Raw genomic sequence first — 18,341 nt, 5'->3', positions numbered from 1 at the left:
GAGTATGATGCCAGCATCCCAGTCAGAGGCGATCTTAGCCCGTTTTTCAGCCGCCACGCGGCAGTGGTTCTCTGCCGCGTTCGCCGCCCCAACGCCGGTGCAGCTGGCGGCCTGGGAGGCCATCGCCCGCGGCGATCATGCACTGGTGATCGCCCCTACCGGTTCCGGGAAAACGCTGGCGGCCTTTCTTACCGCCATCGACACCCTGTTCAGAGCCAGAACGGACGATCCCGCACCCGCGCGTGAAAACACCACCCGCATTCTCTATATTTCGCCTGTGAAGGCGCTGGCGGCTGACGTGCAGCGTAACCTGACGCTGCCGCTGGCCGGGGTCAGCGCCCGCCGTGAGGCACTGAACGCGCCCGCCATCACCCTGAATGTTGGCATGCGTTCCGGAGATACCTCCGGCGCAGAGCGCGCCCGGCTGCTGCGTCGCCCGCCCGATATTCTCATCACCACCCCGGAGTCGCTGTTTCTGATGCTGACCTCAAAAGCCCGCACCACGCTGCAGGGTGTAACGACGGTGATCGTTGATGAGGTGCATGCGGTGGCGGGATCAAAACGGGGATCGCAGCTGGCGCTGAGCCTGGAGCGGCTGGATGCACTGCTGCCCCAGCCCGCCCAGCGCATCGGGCTCTCCGCCACGGTACAGCCCGTCGAACGGGTCGCGGCCTTTCTGGGCGGCTGTCAGCCTGTTCAGGTTGTCAATCCCGCCGCCAGTCGTACATTGCACCTGACAATCGAGGTGCCGGTCGACGATATGACCGACATCGCCGATAGCGAAGATCCGGTCGCAAAATCCGCCGCGACTGGCGGTTCGATCTGGCCACATATTGAGGCGCGCATTCTGCAGCAGGTTATGGCGCATCGCGCCACGCTCGTCTTTGTCAATTCGCGAGGGCTGGCGGAAAAACTGACGGCGCGGCTGAACGCACGCTATCTTGCCGGGCGCGGTCCGTCTGACGACAGTGACAGCGATTGCGAGGCGGACGACACCCTCATCGCGCGCTCGCATCATGGATCCGTGTCCAGAGAGCAGCGAAGCGAGATTGAAGCCGCGCTTAAACAGGGTAGCGTGCGCTGCGTGGTGGCGACCTCAAGCCTGGAGCTGGGCATCGATATGGGTCCGGTGGATCTGGTGATTCAGGTTGGCGCGCCGCTGTCGGTCGCCAGCGCGCTACAGCGGGTGGGACGGGCCGGGCATCAGGTCGGTGGCGTATCGACCGGGATCCTGTTTCCGCGCACCCGGCGCGATCTGCTGGATGCGGCCGTCACGCTCGAACTGATGCAGACCGGCCAGCTGGAGGCGCTGACCCCGCCGCGTAATCCGCTCGATATTCTGGCGCAGCAGACGCTGGCGGCCGTTGCCATGGACAGCCTGCAGGCCGACAGCTGGTTTGCACGGGTGCGCCAGGCCGACCCGTTTCGCACGCTGCCCCGCCGGTTATTTAACGCGACGCTCGACATGCTGGCTGGAAAATTTCCCTCAGATGCGTTTGCTCAGCTCAGGCCGCAGCTGGTGTGGGACCGCGAGCGTGGTCTGCTGACAGCACGCCCCGGCGCGCAGAAGCTGGCCGTGACCAGCGGCGGGACCATCCCCGATCGGGGCACATTCAGCGTCATCCTGCCGGAAGGCGAAGAGCAGGCAGGCTCCAGACGCGTGGGCGAGCTGGATGAGGAGATGGTTTATGAGTCACGGATCAACGATATCGTAACCCTGGGCGCGACGTCGTGGCGCATCCAGCAGATCACCCATGATCAGGTGGTGGTGGTGCCTGCTCCGGGCCGTCCCGCCCGCCTGCCGTTCTGGCGCGGTGAAGGGGTGGGCCGCAGCGCCGACTCGGGCGCCCGCCTCGGCAGATTTCTGCGTATGCTGAACCGGGACACAGCAGAGGTGGCCACAGCCCGACTCAGCACGCTGGGGCTGAATCGTCAGGCGGTCAGTAATCTGCTGGCGCTGGTCGCCGAACAGCGCGCTGCCACCGGCGTCGTGCCGGACGACCAGACGTTGCTGATTGAACGCTGCCGGGACGAAACTGGCGACTGGCGGGTGATCCTGCATTCGCCGTGGGGAAAACGGGTCAATGCCCCCTGGGCGCTGGCGATCGGCGCCCGCATCCGGCAACGCTGGGGTGTCGATGCCGCCATCGCCGCCAGCGATGACGGCATCGTCGCCCACTTTCCCGCCAGCGAAGACGATTTGCCCGCGGCTGACCTGTTTCTCTTTGACGCGGATACGCTCTCGCGGCTGGTGACGGAGAGCGTCGGCCAGTCGGCGCTGTTTGCCGCCCGTTTCCGGGAGTGCGCCTCACGGGCGCTGCTGCTGCCGAGGCGCAATCCGGGCAAACGGTCGCCGCTCTGGCAGCAGCGACTGCGTGCCGGTCATCTGCTGGCCGTCGCGCAGCAGTATGATGATTTCCCCATCCTGATCGAAACCGCCCGCGAATGTCTGCAGGATGTCTATGACCTGCCTGCGCTGCATGCGCTGATGAATCAGGTGGCGGAGGATCGCGTCAGCGTGGTTGAGGTGACGACCGCTCAGCCCTCCCCCTTCGCCGCGCCGCTCTTATTTGGTTACGTCTTGGAGTTTATCTACGCCAGCGATGCTCCGCAGGCGGAACGGCAGGCCTCCCTGCTGACGCTCGACAGCAGCCTGCTGGGTGAGCTGCTTGGCCAGACACCGGAACGCGATCTGCTCAACGCGGGTGCCATTAAGCGGGCGGAACAGGAACTGCAACGCTGCGATCCCCGCTATCAGGCCTCACATACCGAAGGCATCATCGATCTGCTGCGCGACCTCGGCCCGCTCTCTGCGGCAGGCATCGCGGCCCGCTTTTCCGGCAACCCTGACGCGATCTCGCCAGCCATCATGCAGTTCGCAGCGGCCCGCCGGATCATTCCGGTCACTCTCGCCGGCGAAGCCCGCTGGGCGGTGATCGAAGATGCAGGCCGCCTGCGCGATGCGCTGGCCTGCGTGCTGCCTGATGATCTGCCTGCAACCTTTCTGGCATCGGTGGCCGATCCTTTGGGCGATCTGATCAGCCGCTACGCCCGCACGCATGCACTGTTCACAACCCGACAGCTCGCCACCCACTTCGGGCTGGGCACTGCCGTGGCAGACGAGCGGCTGCGCGCCCTGCATTCACAGGGCAGCCTGATGAATATTGGCGCGGGCACAGAGGCCGCAGAAACAGAGTGGGTCACAGCGGAGAACTTCAGACGCCTGCGCTTACGTTCACTGCAATCAGCTCGCGAGGCAACCCGCCCGGTCCCCCCTTCCGCATGGGTTCGCCTGCTGCTGGAGCGGCACGGTTTACATGATCTGCAGCGGGAAGAACACCAGGGTGCCAGCGGGCTGCTGCGGGTAATTGAGCAGCTCGCTGGCGTGCCGCTTCCGGCCTCGCTGTGGGAATCGCAGATCCTGCCGGCCCGTATCGCCGACTATCAGCCCGCGATGCTCGACGCGCTGTTAGCCCGTGGCGAGGTGATCTGGTGCGGACATAAAGCGCTGGGCCAGAATGATGGGCTGATCTCTTTTCACCTCGCTGAGTTCGCGGCAGAAACGCTGCCGGTGCAGGATGCCTCGCCTGCTCTGCCGCCGTTACAGCCGGCCCTTTCCGACGCACTAAGCCAGGGAGGCGCATGGTTTGTCCATGAGCTGATGGCAAAGATGGAAGAGAGTGCGCCGGAAATGGCGGATATCAATGACGCGCTGTGGCAAGGGGTGTGGCAGGGCTGCGTCACCGCCGACAGCTGGGTTGCCGTGCGCAGCCGCCTCAGCGCGCCAGGCGTGACACGTTCACGTCCGGCGCGGACGCTGCGCACCCGTTTTGGCCACCGCTTTACGCCAGGCGCACTGCCCGCACGGCGGCCAATGGTCAGCCCACTGCCCGGACGCTGGTCACGGATAGTGCGACAGGCGGTTGCGCCTGCCCGGCTGGCCCTGTCGCTGGCGGAGAACCTGCTGGACCGCTATGGCGTCATCACGCGCGGCTGTGTGGTTTCAGAACAGATCCCCGGCGGCTTTCCGGCCCTGCAGCCGGTATTGCGCGGCATGGAAGATGCCGGGCGGCTGCTGCGCGGCCGGTTTGTCGCCGGAGCAGGCGGCGCGCAGTTTGCCGATCATCAGACCATTGAGCGGCTGCGGCAGCTGGCAGAAGACTCCGGGGCCGCGGCGGAGGCGGTCGTGCTGGCGGCCTCTGATCCGGCGAATCCGTTTGGCGCGATGCTCAGCTGGCCGCCACACGCCAGCGCAACCCGGCCTGTCCGCCGTCAGGGCGCGCGGGTGGTCATCGCGGACGGTGCCCTGATGCTCTACCTGACGCCGGGTGGCAAAGAGTTACTGACGTTCAGTGACGATGTCACACGGCTGGAAGCCGCGGTTGCCGCGCTGGGTGCGTCGCTGAAACGTGAAAAACCCGCGAGCTTTACGCTGGAAACGGTGGCGGGTGAACCGGTGTCGCACTCACCCCTGTTTAATGCGCTGCGCCACGCCGGTTTTTCCCGGGTACCGCAGGGGTTCAGCTGGTACCGCTAGCGCAGGTTTCAGCACATCGGCGAAGGCCTGCGCGGTCATCCTGGATCGGCCCGCAGGCTGAATGCCGCCCTCTTCCGCACACTCTTTCCTCAAAGAATGCCGCTTTATTTTGTTCTCCTGACGCCACCAGATAGTTGCCCTGCTGAATCACTATTACACTTGATTTACACCCACGCAGGAGGTTCTCATGTCAGACAGCACCATGACTTTTCAGTTAGGCGATCGTGACGTTAACCGTATCGGTTTTGGCGCAATGCAGCTCGCCGGGCCGGGCGTGTTCGGGCCGGTGAAAGATGAAGCCCGTGCCATGCAGGTTCTGCGCGACGCGATTGAAGCAGGCGTCAATCATATCGACACCAGCGATTTTTATGGCCCGCACGAAACGAACCTGTTAATCAAAAAGAGCCTCTATCCCTATCCGCAGGACCTGTGCATTGTAACCAAAGTGGGCGCCCGGCGGGATGCCAAAGGGGGCTGGCATGCGGCGATGGAGCCGGAGGCGCTGACGCAGGCCGTGGAAGATAATCTGCGTCACCTGGGGCTGGACGTGATTGAAGTGGTGAATCTGCGCAGTATGCTGCATCCGGCCAGACCCAAAGAGGGCTCGCTTGCCCCGCAGCTGGAAGCGCTGCTGGCCTTAAAGGATCGCGGACTCATCCGGCACATTGGACTGAGTAACGTCACGGCCACCCAGATCGCTGAAGCCCAGGCGATGACGCCGATTGCCTGCGTGCAGAATATGTATAACCTCGCACACCGCCAGGATGATGAGCTGGTGGACAGTCTGGCGCAGCAGGGCATTGCCTGGGTGCCCTTTTTCCCGCTGGGCGGCTTTGCGCCGCTGAAGCTGGCGCAGCTGAATGACGTAGCGGCCTCGCTGGATGCCACACCGATGCAGGTCGCGCTGGCGTGGCTGCTGCGCCGCTCACCCAATATCCTGCTCATCCCCGGCACCTCCTCACCCGAACATCTGCGGGAGAACCTGGCCAGCGGCAATCTGGCGTTGTCGGATGAGGTGATGGCGACGCTGAATGCTCTGTAACCTTCAACAGGCGAGGTCACCAGGATGTGATGCCGTCACGTCTGTCACCCACAGACAGTGGCCTGTTTCTGCCAGCAGGCTTTTGGCGAAAGAAAACGGATGACGATCAGTCTGTAGCGGATGATATGCCCGGCTCACGGGCGTTCGCGGCGATAACCGGCCAGAATTTCACTGCCCGGTTCTGGCGATTTCAGGCTGAAATCGCCAGCGTTGCACCCGCACTCACCTGCCCTTTACAGTGAACGCTGACAGTTTGCATGAGGCGAGAAGGAAGACAGGCACGTCGCAGAAAGCGGATAAAAAAAACCGGATTCAGCGTCGGGCTGAATCCGGTGATGGGTCAGACGGCTTCAGCCTCTTTCGGCTTTTCACCAAACTTCTCTTTCATGTGCGTCTCGATCTCTTCCAGACTCTTGCCCCGCGTTTCAGGGACCATCGCCATCACGAAGATCAGTGAACCGACATTGATGGCGGCGAAGATAAAGAAGGTCGTGCTGCCCGCATAGGCCATAACCGGGGGGAAACCAAAGGCGACCACGGCGTTGAATATCCACTGCAGCGAAACGGCCCCGCCGGTCAGCACACCGCGCAGCTGCATCGGGAACAGCTCCGACATCATCAGCCAGTAGACCGGTGAAATACACATCTGCATGCAGAACAGGAACAGCAGAATACAGGCCAGAGCCAGATAGCTCTGCATCAGGCTGGAACTCATAAAGGTCAGCACGCCGCCCAGCAGGATCTGCGCGGTGATCACCAGACACAGACCGGTAATCAGCATCGTGCGGCGCGGGAAGCGGCTGATGGCCCAGATGCCGACAAAGGTCGCCATCACGGAGACCACGCCGTTGCCGATGGTGGCGGCGATCGAGGCGCTGGTGCCCAGTCCGGTGGACTTCAGGATAATGGGCGTGTAGTACATGAAGCCGTTGACCCCGGTAAACTGCGCGACAAAGCCAAGACCGACACCAATGATCATCAGACGAATCACCCATTTCTCGCGGATCAGGGTTTTCGCATCCGGGCCGCGCTCGGCTGCCCTGGCCTGCTTCTTCATCTGTGCCATCTCATGACGGACTTCGCGTGGCGTTTCACGCAGATACTTCAGGATTTTTTTCGCCTCGCGCAGACGTCCTTCCGCCACCAGCCAGTGCGGCGACGCCGGTACGAAGAAGGTGCCGATAAACAGCAGCAGGCCCGGCACCATCGCAATCGCCAGCATGTAACGCCACAGGTGCTCATCGTGCAGCAGATAGCTCAGCAGCGTACTGGCGACATACGCCACCAGCTGGCCGGTGACGATCATCAGTTCGTTGCGACTGACCAGCGGCGCGCGCAATCGCGGCCCGGCAATTTCAGCGATAAACACCGGCACGGTTGACGAGCCACCGCCCACCGCGATACCCAGCAGGAAGCGCATCGCCACCATCACGTTAACCGAGGGTGCCAGCGCCGTACCCAGTGAACCCAGCACAAAGATCACCGCCAGGCTGCGCAGCGTAATACGGCGGCCAAAACGGTCAGAGAAGAACCCACTCAGGAAGGAGCCAATGGCGGCGCCGAACACCAGCGAAGAGGCGACAAGTCCTTCCGTAAAGGCGTTCAGTCCCAGCCCGCCCTGATCCGGCGGTGAGTTCATATAGGGCAGTGCGCCCGAAATGATCCCGGTGTCATAACCAAAGGCCAGCGCCCCCATCGTCGCTACCAGCACCACTAAAAAAATACGCTGGCGTACCGTATCCGCAGGCGCGTGATCGCCTGCATCACCAGAATCTGGTGTATTTGCACTCATAATATTCCTGCCATTAATAAGTTAAACATCCGCATGGTTAAATTTCATACGGAATAGAAATGAAACATATTTACCGATTGGGTAAGGAAGTGTAGACGCTATTTTTAAACTGGCATGGGCAATACGCAGTTAATAAGCGGGAGAGGGAAAAGAAGAAATAAACCGGCGAAACAGTGACTGAAAGAAAGTTATTTCAGGGCATCCCTTCCAGCTCATCCTGGATCCAGTTAAGAAAATGAGCCACGCGGGGAAACCGGGCAAATCCGCGCGGAAAGACCAGATGATGCGCGCTGACGGGCAGGCTCTCCTGTTCAGAGAATACCCTGACAAGTTTCCCGCTGCGCAGATACGCTTCCGCCAGCAGTTCACTCTCAAAAATCAGCCCGTGGCCCAGCATGGCCGCTTCAAGGCTCATATAGGAGCGATCAAAGCGAAACAGCCACTCTTTATCCGGTTGAGGCAGCTGCCGGGAAGCAAACCACTGCGGCCACTGTATCAGCGGCGACTCCGATAAGATCAGCGCATGATGACGCAGATCGGCCGCCTGCTGAACCGGATGCTGTGCCAGATAGGCCGGTGACGCCAGAACCGACATGCGCTCGTGGCGGATTGTTCTGATTTCAAACGCCTTCCAGTCCGGGAAGCCGTGCCGTATCGCCAGATCGATATTATCCCGGCTGAAGGAGAGATTTTCATACGAACAGGAGAGGGTAAGCTGAAACTCCGGATAGCTCTCCCGGAACTTATGGATGCGTGGCAACAGCCAGAGCAGCCCGAAGCTGGGCGCGCAGTGTATCCGCAGATTGCTGCGGACGTTCTCATTACTGATGCGTGCCGTCGCCTGCGCCAGCCCCAGCAGGATCGGACCGATCTCCCGCAGATAATGCTCACCCGAGAGCGTCAGCGTGACCCCTCTGGCAGAGCGATTGAACAGAATACAGCCCAGTTCCCGCTCCAGTTTAGCCAGCTGATGGCTGGCCGCCGAAGGGGTAATACTGAGTGTCTCCGCCGCGCGCGCCACATTACCGAAATGGGCGACCTGCTCAAACACCCGCAGCGCTTTAATTGAAGGTAAGTGATCAGACTGCTTTTCCATCCGCCTCTCCGCGCCGCGATTTTGTGACAGGTGCCCGTTTCTCTGTTGCAGAACTGTTAACTGCATCAAACCAACAAATTCATTCAGCATCAAATGAATTTTTTTGCATTGCCAATTTTCGCCGCGTTATCAATTCTGATCGTGACCCTGCCGGTAGCGATACCGAACCACTGATAATTATTCTTCTGGAGTGGACCATGTTACTTGAAAATAAAGTTGCGATTATTACCGGCGCCGCCTCTCAGCGCGGTATTGGCCGGGCAACGGCGGCCTGTTTTGCTCAGCATGGCGCGCGCGTCGTGGTGCTCGATTTAGATCCTGAGGCCGCGCAGGCCAGCGCCCTGTCGTGCGGCGAAGGACATCTCGGCCTGGCGGCCGATGTAACCGATCCCCTCTCCATCCGCCGGGCCGTCGACCAGATCCTTGCGCATTACGGGCGCATTGATGTACTGGTCAACAACGCGGGCATCACGCAGCCGGTGAAGACGCTGGAGATTGGCCTCAGCGACTACAACCGGATCCTCGACGTCAATCTGCGCGGCACGCTGCTGATGTCCCAGGCGGTGATCCCGACCATGCAGCAGCAGCAAAGCGGCAGCATCATCTGTCTCTCGTCGGTATCGGCTCAGCGCGGCGGCGGAATTTTCGGTGGCCCGCACTACAGCGCAGCGAAAGCGGGCGTACTCGGCCTGACTAAAGCGATGGCGCGCGAGTTTGGTCCGGACCAGATCCGCATCAACGCCCTGACGCCCGGTCTCATCCAGACGGACATTACGGGCGGATTGCTTCAGGATGAGCGTCGTCACGCCATCATCGACGGTATACCGCTCGGCCGCCTGGGCACGGCCAGCGACGTCGCCAGCGCGGCGCTGTTTCTTGCCAGCGATCTCTCCGGCTATCTCACCGGCATCACGCTGGATGTAAATGGCGGCATGCTGATCCACTAAGCAACGCCCTTCCCTGCCCGCCCGTCCGGCGGGCGCCCTTCGGGAGTGAACATCATGACCACGCTTAATCTGAGCGCAGCCGCGGCTGCGCGCGATATCACCTATCGCAAAATTGCCTGGCGGCTGATGCCCTGGCTGATGCTCTGTTATCTCTGTGCTTATCTTGACCGCGTCAATGTGGGTTTTGCGAAGCTGCAGATGATGGACGATCTGTCGCTGAGCGAAACGGTTTACGGGCTGGGTGCTGGCATCTTTTTTATCGGCTACTTCTTCTTTGAGGTACCCAGCAACCTGATCCTGCACCGGGTCGGCGCGCGCCGCTGGATTGCCCGCATCATGATTAGCTGGGGCCTCATCTCGGCGCTCTTCGCCTTTGTGGAGACCGCCTGGCAGTTCTACCTGCTGCGTTTTCTGCTGGGCGTGGCGGAAGCTGGTCTGGCGCCCGGCCTGCTGCTCTACCTCACCTACTGGTTTCCCGCGCACCGTCGCGCACGTATGACGGTGCTCTGGTTTGTGGCCATTCCGCTTTCCGGGATGCTGGGCGGCCCTCTTTCCGGCTGGATCATGGCCACCTTTGCCGGCTTCCACGGCTGGGCGGGCTGGCAGTGGATGTTTTTGCTGGAAGCCATACCGACCATCGTGATGGGCTGTGTGGTGCTGCTGGTGCTCAGGGATCGGGTCGAGCAGGCGGAGTGGCTGGACGACGACGAGAAGCGCCGGGTGCGTGCCGACCTGGATGAGGATAATCAGCAGAAGGCCTGCCACGGCACGTTGCGGGCATTTGTCGCCGACCGTCGTCTGTGGCTGCTGGCGCTGATCTACTTCTGTGTCGTGATGGGTCAGTATGCCCTGACGTTCTGGCTGCCGACGCTGGTGAGAAACTCAGGCGTGAGCGAGCCGCTGCATATCGGTCTGCTGACCAGTCTGCCCTACCTCTGTGCCATCGTCGTGATGCTGCTCGCCGGACGCAGCGGTGACCGCTGCCGTGAACGCCGCTGGCATCTCATCGTGCCGATGGTGGCCGGTCTGACGGGTCTGACGCTGGCGACGCTGCTGAGTCACAGCACCGCTTTCTCCCTGCTCTGCCTCTGTCTCGCTGCGGCAGGCATCCTTTCCGCCTCATCACTGTTCTGGATGCTGCCGACCAATCTGCTGGGCGGCGTCTCTGCGGCCGCGGGCATCGCCGCGGTGAACTGCTTTGCCAATCTCGCCGGCTTTTTCTCGCCGTGGCTGATCGGTGCCATCACCACGGCAACCGGCACCCCCTCATCCGGCATGTACTTTATTGCTGCAGTCCTGCTGGGTGGTGCGCTCTGCGTGCTGCGCATCCGGGCGGCGGATGTTAATCGTTAATCAGGAGGCCACATGACAGACCCTCAATACAGAGCCGACACGCTCTCCTTACAGCAACGCGCCACACGCATCCGTCGCCATGCCTTACTGATGGGGCAGGTGCAGGGCCAGGGCTATATCGGGCAGGCATTAGGCGCAGCCGACCTCCTCGCGGTCAGCTATTTTCATGCCCTGAACTACCGGCCCGGTGAACCTGAATGGGAAGGGCGTGACCGCTTTTATCTCTCGATCGGCCACTACGCAATCGCGCTCTATGCCGCTCTGCTGGAAGCAGGCGTCATTCCCGAAGAGGAGCGGGAAACCTACGGCACCGATGAGAGCCGGTTGCCGATGTCGGGCATGGCGGCTTACACCCCCGGTATGGAGATCACCGGCGGCTCGCTGGGCCACGGGCTGGGCATTGCCGTAGGCGCCTGTCTGGGGCTGAAGCAGAAAGGCTCAACGGCCCGGGTCTATAACCTGCTTTCAGATGGCGAACTGAATGAAGGTTCAACCTGGGAAGCCGTGATGTCCGCGTCACACTGGCAGCTCGATAACCTGATCGCCATCGTCGATGTCAATAATCAGCAGGCTGACGGCCACAGCAGTGAGATTCTGGCTTTTGAGCCGATCGTGGAGCGCTGGCAGGCGTTTGGCTGGTTTGTTCAGCGGGTCGACGGCAACGATATTCCTGCACTGCAGGCCGCGTTTGACGCCGCACGTAACCGGGTGGGGCCGCAGCCGCGCGTCATTATCTGCGACACCCGGATGGGCAAGGGCGTACCGTTTCTGGAAAGCCGTGAAAAGACCCACTTTATCCGCGTCGACGCCGATGAGTGGGACAAAGCACTGACCGCACTGGAACAGGGAGTCTGAGATGAACCTACAACCACAGAAAAAACGGCTGACCACCTCGGCCATGATTGCGTCTATCGCCGCAGAAGGCCAGCCGACGGTGTCTGCCCCCTTTGGTCATGCTCTGGTTTCGCTGGCGCAGCAGCGTCCTGATATAGTCGGCCTGACGGCGGATCTGAGCAAATACACCGATTTGCATCTGTTTGCAGATGCCTTTCCTGCGCGCTTTTATCAGATGGGCATGGCGGAGCAGTTACTGATGAGCGCCGCGGCGGGCATGGCGCGTGAAGGATTCATGCCCTTTGTCACCACCTATGCCGTATTTGCGTCCCGTCGCGCCTATGACTTTATCTGCATGGCGATCGCCGAAGAGAACCTGAATGTCAGGATTGCCTGCGCGCTGCCCGGCCTGACGACCGGCTATGGGCCGAGTCATCAGGCTACCGACGATCTCGCCATCTTCAGGGGAATGCCTAACCTGACCATCATCGATCCCTGCGATGCGCTTGAAATCAGTCAGGTCGTTCCGGCTATTGCCGACCATCGGGGTCCGGTGTATCTGCGGCTGCTGCGCGGCAAGGTGCCGCTGGTGCTGGATAAGTATGCGTACCGCTATCAGCACGGAAAAGCTCAGCGTCTGCGCAGCGGTAAACATGCCGTCATCATCAGCAGTGGCCTGATGACCATGCGCGCCCTGGAGGCGGCTGAGGTGCTGGAGAGCCGGGGCATTGAGGTTGGCGTCGTACATTCGCCCGTGATCAAGCCGCTGGATGAAGAGACGATCCTGCGTGAAGCCGGGGAGGCGCTGCACCACAATCAGCTGGTGATCACTGCTGAGAACCATTCAGTCACCGGCGGGCTGGGCGAAGCGATCGCAGGGCTGTTAATGCGGCAGGGCGTGACGCCACGCTTCAGACAGATTGCGCTGCCGGATGCCTTCCTGGCTGCTGGCGCGTTACCCACGCTGCATGACCGCTATGGCCTCTCAACCGAGGCGGTGGTGAAGCAGATCACCGCCTGGCTGGAAGGCTGAAGGGAACTTAACCGGGCCACCGGCCCGGTTTTCCGCCTGGCTGCTTCACAGAATATCGTCAGTTTTACTGATTGCAGTGGGCCACGCCTTTCTCTCTGTTTGCCACGCCACAATCCCTGAAAACGGGGCAGACGGGCGGATGCAGGATCCAGAAGCACCGGCCGGTGCCGATTCACTGTAAACAGCACGCTTATCTGACCATCGCAGGCGTCTGGCAGGCGCTTCAACCATCCTGTGAGATTCAGGCTAATCCCGTGACGCTGCACAGCCGCTGAATGAGCGCGGCGCGGGTCAACACTGAAGAGAGTTTTACCCCAGAAGTCGTTGTTGTGTTCAGTCAGCATGAACGTCTTTCACTGTCCATGAAAAAATAATTTTACTGCACAGAAAAAGTTATCCACTTTTTCTGTGGATAACTGAGGGATATTTTCTGGGTATCTTTTTTCGTGCCGGAATCAGGTGTTAGCTGTCAACCTGTCACACTCCCTTTTTCGACGTTCTTTTTCAGGCTGACCGATAACAGGCTGGACCTTTCCGCCAGCTTTTCTGGCGATTTCAGCCTGAAATTTCTCTGTAAAATGCAATATAAACAAAAGGTTAAGGATGAATTTAGGCTGGCGGAGGGTTCCGCTGTAAACGGGTTGATCGGGGGATGCGTGTGCATCCGGGGGCAGTCAGGTGTTCAGGGCACTGGGGGGAATAAGGTTGGTCACAAATGAATCAGTGCCGGAAATTCTTCTCTTGCAATATCGTGATGAGCCAGCCTGTGCTCAGGACACAGCTGCCTGCCAGCCAATCTCTTAGCGCAGACTCATCATGGGCTGTGATTAATTGCGCAAAGGTACGGAGCAGAATCTGACCTCACCTGAAATTTCACAAAAGCCTGGCGATTTCAGGCTGGTAATAATTAAAAAAGAATAATAATATCAATTAATTAACCTTGAACTACCGTGATAAAGCGTGGCGATTTCAGCCTGAAATTGGCTGCATCCCGGATGAAACAGTGATGAGCAGGCAAAAAAAAACCGGTCCAGCGCACCGGTTTCTTCTGGAAGGGACCGTTACCGGTTCAGATACTTTTTCAGCGTCTCTGCGATCACTTTATCCAGCTCTTCCTGCAGCTCTTTCGACTGACGGTTAAACTCATAACTGAACATCCGGCCACGCACCTTTTTACGGGCGAAGCGATCTTTGTCCGCAAACGACCAGAGCGTTGTCGCCTGGGTTTTATCTTTCTCCGGCTCCTTCACCAGCGTCTGGCTGCCCTGACGGATCAGACGCAGGATGTGATTCTTCAGCTCATCCTCAGCCAGGCCTTCACGGGCACGGACAACATCAATTTCCCGCGAAATAGCATTGATTAACGTGTCGATGCTTTGTCCGGATTCGCTTAACCTGTCCGTGGCCTGTAACAGTGCCTTGTAGTCAGGATAAGTCAGCTCGGCATGATTCGGAAAAAGTGTGATCAGGTCGGCTGGCACGCTGGCCGCCTGCAGGGCACGGGTAACTTTCGCCTGGGAGAGTCCCTGATTCTCAGCAATCTCTTTCTGCGACAGGCCGCCATCTTTCAGCGTCAGCAGGCGCATCCCCACTTCACGCAGATTATGTTCACGCGCCGTCTGAATATCCTGCGCCAGCCTGCGCGCTTCATCCGCAGTAATGGCGGCATCCGTGACCAGCACGTCAAGGCCGGTTTTGCAGTGCAGCGCGGCCGCACGGCGGCGTGAGCCGTCGAGGATCTCGATACGCTCGTCACGCATCACGCCAATGGCCGGGAAGAACTGCTGCAGCTTGATCGTGCGGATGATGTCACGCAGTGAATCGGGCGTCAGGCCAGCCTGATCGCGTCCGTTGGTTTCCATCGTGACAAACGTTTTACTCTCAACCTCAGCAGCGGCAATACGTTCAAAGCGAAACAGGGCGCGCTTGCCCGTGGCCAGTACGAAAGTCTGATTATACTGGCTGTCAGGCGCCTCATTTTCCAGGGGAGTCTGGCTGAAGGTTCTGCCAATCGTAATTCTCTTTGCGCTCATACAAACCTCAGTTCAGGCGAATAAATTCGATACGATCGAACACGGCTTTTGCAAAATCCTCAGCGGCTGAGCGCGCATTTTTCAGCGCTTCGCTGCTGCCGACGTAGGTCGACGGATTGGCGGAGATGACCGTATCAAATGATTCCCCGCAGCGTTCGAAGCCATCGAGGCGGGGAAGGGCGGCATCGAGCATGTCGCCCCCAAAAATCTCTTTTGCCAGACTATGGCAAAGTTTGTGATCGGCTTTGTTGGAAAGCTTGGACATAAAGCCGATGTTGCCCTGCAGACGGCAGGTTGCCCCGGAATCTTCAATAATCGCAATCAGCTCCGGCAGGCGCGTCAGGTATTTCAGCGTCGAGTGGAAATCAACCTGAGCGGGAGGAACAGGCGTCATCAGCAGATCGGATGCCGCAATCGCATTTTTCAGAAACGCATCCAGGTGCGGCCCGCTGTCGATAAAGATAAAGTCATAATCTTTCTTCAGTTTGGCAATGACGTTGTCATACAGCACGGCATGCACATTTTGTTCGGGCAGGTGTTCCGCGCACAGCTCGTCCCAGCGTGAGGCGATAAAGGCGTCATCGATCGACGCCGGCAGCACATCGACTCCCGGAATGATCGACGGCACAATAAATTCGCTGATCAGCTCATCACGCGACACGTTCTGCAGCATCGCCTGCGCGGCGGTCGCTTCCACCAGCCCGACGGAGCGCTCATGATTCAGAAACATCGTTGCAGAGGATTGTGGATCGAGGTCGATGACCAGAATCCGCAGATCTTCATATAAGAGGTGAGGGTGGGCGCGCAGCGCATGCGCCAGAGAAACGGTGGAGACCGTTTTAGAGACCCCGCCCTTCAGGTTGCCAACAAACAGGGTGTAGGCCTCATCGTGACGATCCCGGTACTTCGGCACGCCACGATGATGGTAGATATCGATAATGTTCTGAATCGACATGGCATATTTAACGGAAGAACCCGCCGCACGTTTATCGAACTGATAACCGCTCTCTTCCATCTCGTTGACAGCATAATCCACACTGGCCCGGGTCAGTTTTGGCAACTTCGCCAGTGCCGCTTTGGCATAGACCTGATAATAGGTGTTTTCGTGCAACTCCTGCTTCTGCGCCTGGATTTGTTCGGTGAGGCTCAGCAGCATGCGTTCTGAACGCTGCGCAACCTTCATCACCTGCTTGTCATCGTTAGCCATCGTTGCTCCAAACATGTAGGATTTACGACTTTATACATAAATCCTGCACATGAGGCAATAAATTATCTTCTCAACGTAATCTGCGATTGTATGCAACTGCACGGGTTCTGGTGAGCTACATCACATTATTGTAACTGTCCTGCCAGAATGACCGCGCTTCCGGCCTGAAAAGATTCACTGTAATCAGCAGAACGTTCACTGTAATCAGTTATGGAAGGCTTATTGACGGATGCAGGAGGCACCGGACGGGCAGATGAGTAAAAAGCGTTCAGAAAGCAGTAAACGTTCACTGTAATCAGTAATCGTCGCCTGACGCCCTGAAAGGGCGGGTCACCCTGTTTGCCCTGCCTGTCTGCGGAAGAGGGCGGACGTATCGCTTCAGACATTCACTGTAATCAGTAGTCCGCTGCCTGGGATCGTCTGCCTGACGTTCACTGTAATCAGCACTGCTTCCGTCATGCCCGGCAGCGATGTGTCTGCCCGACGTTCACTGTAATCAGTAAAGCGTTGCGCAATATCCTCTGGATGATCAAAAAACCGGCGGTGAAGAACAGAAATTATTCAAAATTAACTGTGACCTTTATCACAAAACAATCCACCACCCTATATTCACTGTAATCAGTAACCGCCAAGCAGCGAAACGTTGACTATAGTCAGAAGAAAAACAGAGCCAGCCCGCAAACATTCACTGTAATCAGCAGTGAGGCAGGTGGCTGAAGAGGTCGGCGAGCGTCGCTGCGAGCATAAGGTGATAACCGCGCAGCCTGATGGCACGAAGGGGTGCGTGCAGATGCTGCCATTAACCAACCAGAATGAACGGGAAGGGCTAAACGAGACGCTGTTCTGGCTGTATGGCGGTAAACAGGCTTTACGCTGCGGGCTTTAGATCTGGTATTCACTGTAATCAGTAAACAGGACGACGCGTTCACTCCTCCGCTCGCCAGCATTCACTGTAATCAGTAAGCATTCACTGCAATCAGCAGCGGTTCCCGGTCAGGCATCTGTCGGGCACACAGAATCACACCAGCAGCTGACGTTCACTGTAATCAGTAAGCCTGCACAGGACGAGTTAAGGGAGGTGATCTGTCCGCGATGATTCACTGTAATCAGTAACAGTGTCACGCCGCAGATCATAATGAGCAGGCCTTTATGCAGGCTGAGCCTGTGTTGCCAGCCTGAACGGCAGGGCGGGCCGCCACCCTTCACTGTATTCAGTAACGTTCACTGTAATCAGTAAGCCCTCGCTCTCAGCGAGCGTGCGGGCATTCACTGTAATCAGCAGTGGCGTTGTCACCTGCCAGACAGAGAATGTATGTAAGCACACACTTACCTTTAAAGGCTTATGCCACCGCAGGCAAAGAAAAGGGGATTGAAGGCTGGACTGCCCGTGAGCCGTTGCGTACTGATTACAGTGAACGGTGCTGATTACAGTGAATGTAGCTGATTACAGTGAATGATAAGACGCCGATCCCACTGCAGCGGTGGTAGCGAACGTGACACTGCCACGGGTCTGACTGATTACAGTGAATGTGCGGAGTCAGTCATCAAACTCAATGTCATCCAGCGACTCAATGCTTTCCAGATTCCCGATGCCATCGAGCTTAGGCGTCCGGCTGTGGATGATGAAGAAGACAGAACGCCCGCGCTTTACTTCCGAGTAATCCAGATAGCCAATCTCTTTAAGCTGCTCCATGGCGCGGCGCACCACATGGTTCTGCGTCGTGGTCTTGGAGCCGAGATTCAGGCGCATCCGCAGACGGGCCAGCGAGATGGGTGCAGGGTTGGTCGGCAGGCTCTCCAGGAAGGTGTAGAGCGCCTGTGCAGACTCTTTGCGCTTAAGACGGGATATCGCGCGAAGCTGAAGCAGCACCTTGTGATCGAAATTGTAGAGCTCAAACAGCTTGGGATCGGCCTGAATACGCACGATATCTTTTTCACGATCGTAATAAGCAGACTGCACGAGGTGGGTATGATACGCCTTGCCATTGCCTTCAAAGGAGAGGGTATTGGTCGCAATCCGGCGCAGAGAGGCATCCAGACGCTTACGCAGCGCTGCGGAAGAGTTAGCAGAGGGAATACCACACATCTTCACAAAGTCGATAAACGGCAGCGTCACCGTGTCGCCTTTGGTGGGATAGCGCGAGAAAGACTGAATGATGCCCGCCCAGGTTTTGAAATCGTTATCCATATCCAGCCGCGCGCCGGTGATGGTAATCTTTTCGTAGCCCTCGGCTTTTACCAGCGTCAGGTTCTTCAGCTCTTTGGTGGCATCCGTCGAGGCCATCGCACCGGATTTACCGCGTGCCGTCGATTTCAGCGTTGGCACGAACAGTCCCAGACGCATTAAGGCCACCGGCTGAACGGTATTATTCTTGTTAGGATGAAGCTGGATAACTTCACCACTGTTTTTGGTCACTGACAGAAAAGGTTCTAGTAACGCTTTGTTTTCGTTGTCTTTATCTGCCAT

At 58.7% G+C, this 18,341-nt stretch carries 11 protein-coding genes; 6 read left to right on the top strand and 5 right to left on the bottom strand.

All coding sequences use genetic code 11. The features are described 5' to 3' along the window. Positions 1–7 precede the first annotated feature (7 nt). Both J1C59_RS19370 and J1C59_RS19365 read left to right on the top strand, forming a co-directional pair. On the top strand, positions 8–4,537 hold the full coding sequence (locus tag J1C59_RS19370) for an ATP-dependent helicase (protein WP_422615494.1): 4,530 nt from the start codon (positions 8–10) through the stop codon (positions 4,535–4,537). Between the two features lie 187 nt (positions 4,538–4,724). Beyond that, positions 4,725–5,579, top strand: coding sequence for an oxidoreductase (locus J1C59_RS19365; protein ID WP_128086999.1), 855 nt, complete (start codon positions 4,725–4,727; stop codon positions 5,577–5,579). A gap of 340 nt (positions 5,580–5,919) precedes the next feature. On the opposite strand, the gene J1C59_RS19360 is transcribed toward J1C59_RS19365, so the two are convergent. After that, complete coding sequence (locus tag J1C59_RS19360; RefSeq protein ID WP_128087000.1) at positions 5,920–7,371, bottom strand: sugar porter family MFS transporter; 1,452 nt, start codon at positions 7,369–7,371, stop codon at positions 5,920–5,922. A 193-nt stretch (positions 7,372–7,564) separates the two neighbouring features. Further along, positions 7,565–8,467, bottom strand: a complete 903-nt coding sequence (locus J1C59_RS19355; protein WP_128087001.1) for a LysR substrate-binding domain-containing protein — start codon at positions 8,465–8,467, stop codon at positions 7,565–7,567. 197 nt (positions 8,468–8,664) lie between these two features. Here J1C59_RS19355 and J1C59_RS19350 point away from each other — a divergent pair, with 197 nt between their 5' ends. Genes J1C59_RS19350 through J1C59_RS19335 form a run of 4 tightly spaced genes read left to right on the top strand, consistent with a single transcriptional unit; the run spans position 8,665 to position 12,634 of the window. Next, positions 8,665–9,414 carry an SDR family NAD(P)-dependent oxidoreductase gene (locus J1C59_RS19350; protein ID WP_128087002.1) on the top strand — a complete coding sequence of 250 codons (750 nt, stop codon included), beginning with the start codon at positions 8,665–8,667 and terminating at the stop codon, positions 9,412–9,414. Positions 9,415–9,468: 54 nt separating this feature from the next. After that, on the top strand, positions 9,469–10,767 hold the full coding sequence (locus J1C59_RS19345; protein ID WP_128087003.1) for an MFS transporter: 1,299 nt from the start codon (positions 9,469–9,471) through the stop codon (positions 10,765–10,767). A gap of 12 nt (positions 10,768–10,779) precedes the next feature. Beyond that, positions 10,780–11,622, top strand: coding sequence for a transketolase (locus tag J1C59_RS19340; protein WP_140916928.1), 843 nt, complete (start codon positions 10,780–10,782; stop codon positions 11,620–11,622). Position 11,623: 1 nt separating this feature from the next. After that, entirely contained in the window at positions 11,624–12,634 is a 1,011-nt protein-coding gene (locus J1C59_RS19335) for a transketolase family protein (RefSeq protein WP_128087004.1), read from the top strand. A 1,061-nt stretch (positions 12,635–13,695) separates the two neighbouring features. Here the strand turns inward: J1C59_RS19335 and J1C59_RS19330 are convergent. From J1C59_RS19330 to J1C59_RS19320, 3 genes are all read right to left on the bottom strand, one after another. After that, a complete protein-coding gene (locus tag J1C59_RS19330; protein ID WP_128087005.1) occupies positions 13,696–14,667 on the bottom strand; it encodes a ParB family protein in 972 nt (323 codons plus the stop codon). A gap of 7 nt (positions 14,668–14,674) precedes the next feature. Then, entirely contained in the window at positions 14,675–15,874 is a 1,200-nt protein-coding gene (locus J1C59_RS19325) for an AAA family ATPase (protein ID WP_128087006.1), read from the bottom strand. A gap of 1,537 nt (positions 15,875–17,411) precedes the next feature. Then, positions 17,412–18,341 (bottom strand): RepB family plasmid replication initiator protein, encoded by a 930-nt coding sequence (locus J1C59_RS19320; protein ID WP_128087007.1) that lies wholly within the window; start codon positions 18,339–18,341, stop codon positions 17,412–17,414.

Source organism: Pantoea deleyi, assembly GCF_022647325.1.
GTDB classification, from domain to species: Bacteria; Pseudomonadota; Gammaproteobacteria; order Enterobacterales; family Enterobacteriaceae; genus Pantoea; species Pantoea deleyi.
This window is presented reverse-complemented; position numbering and strand designations above follow the sequence as displayed.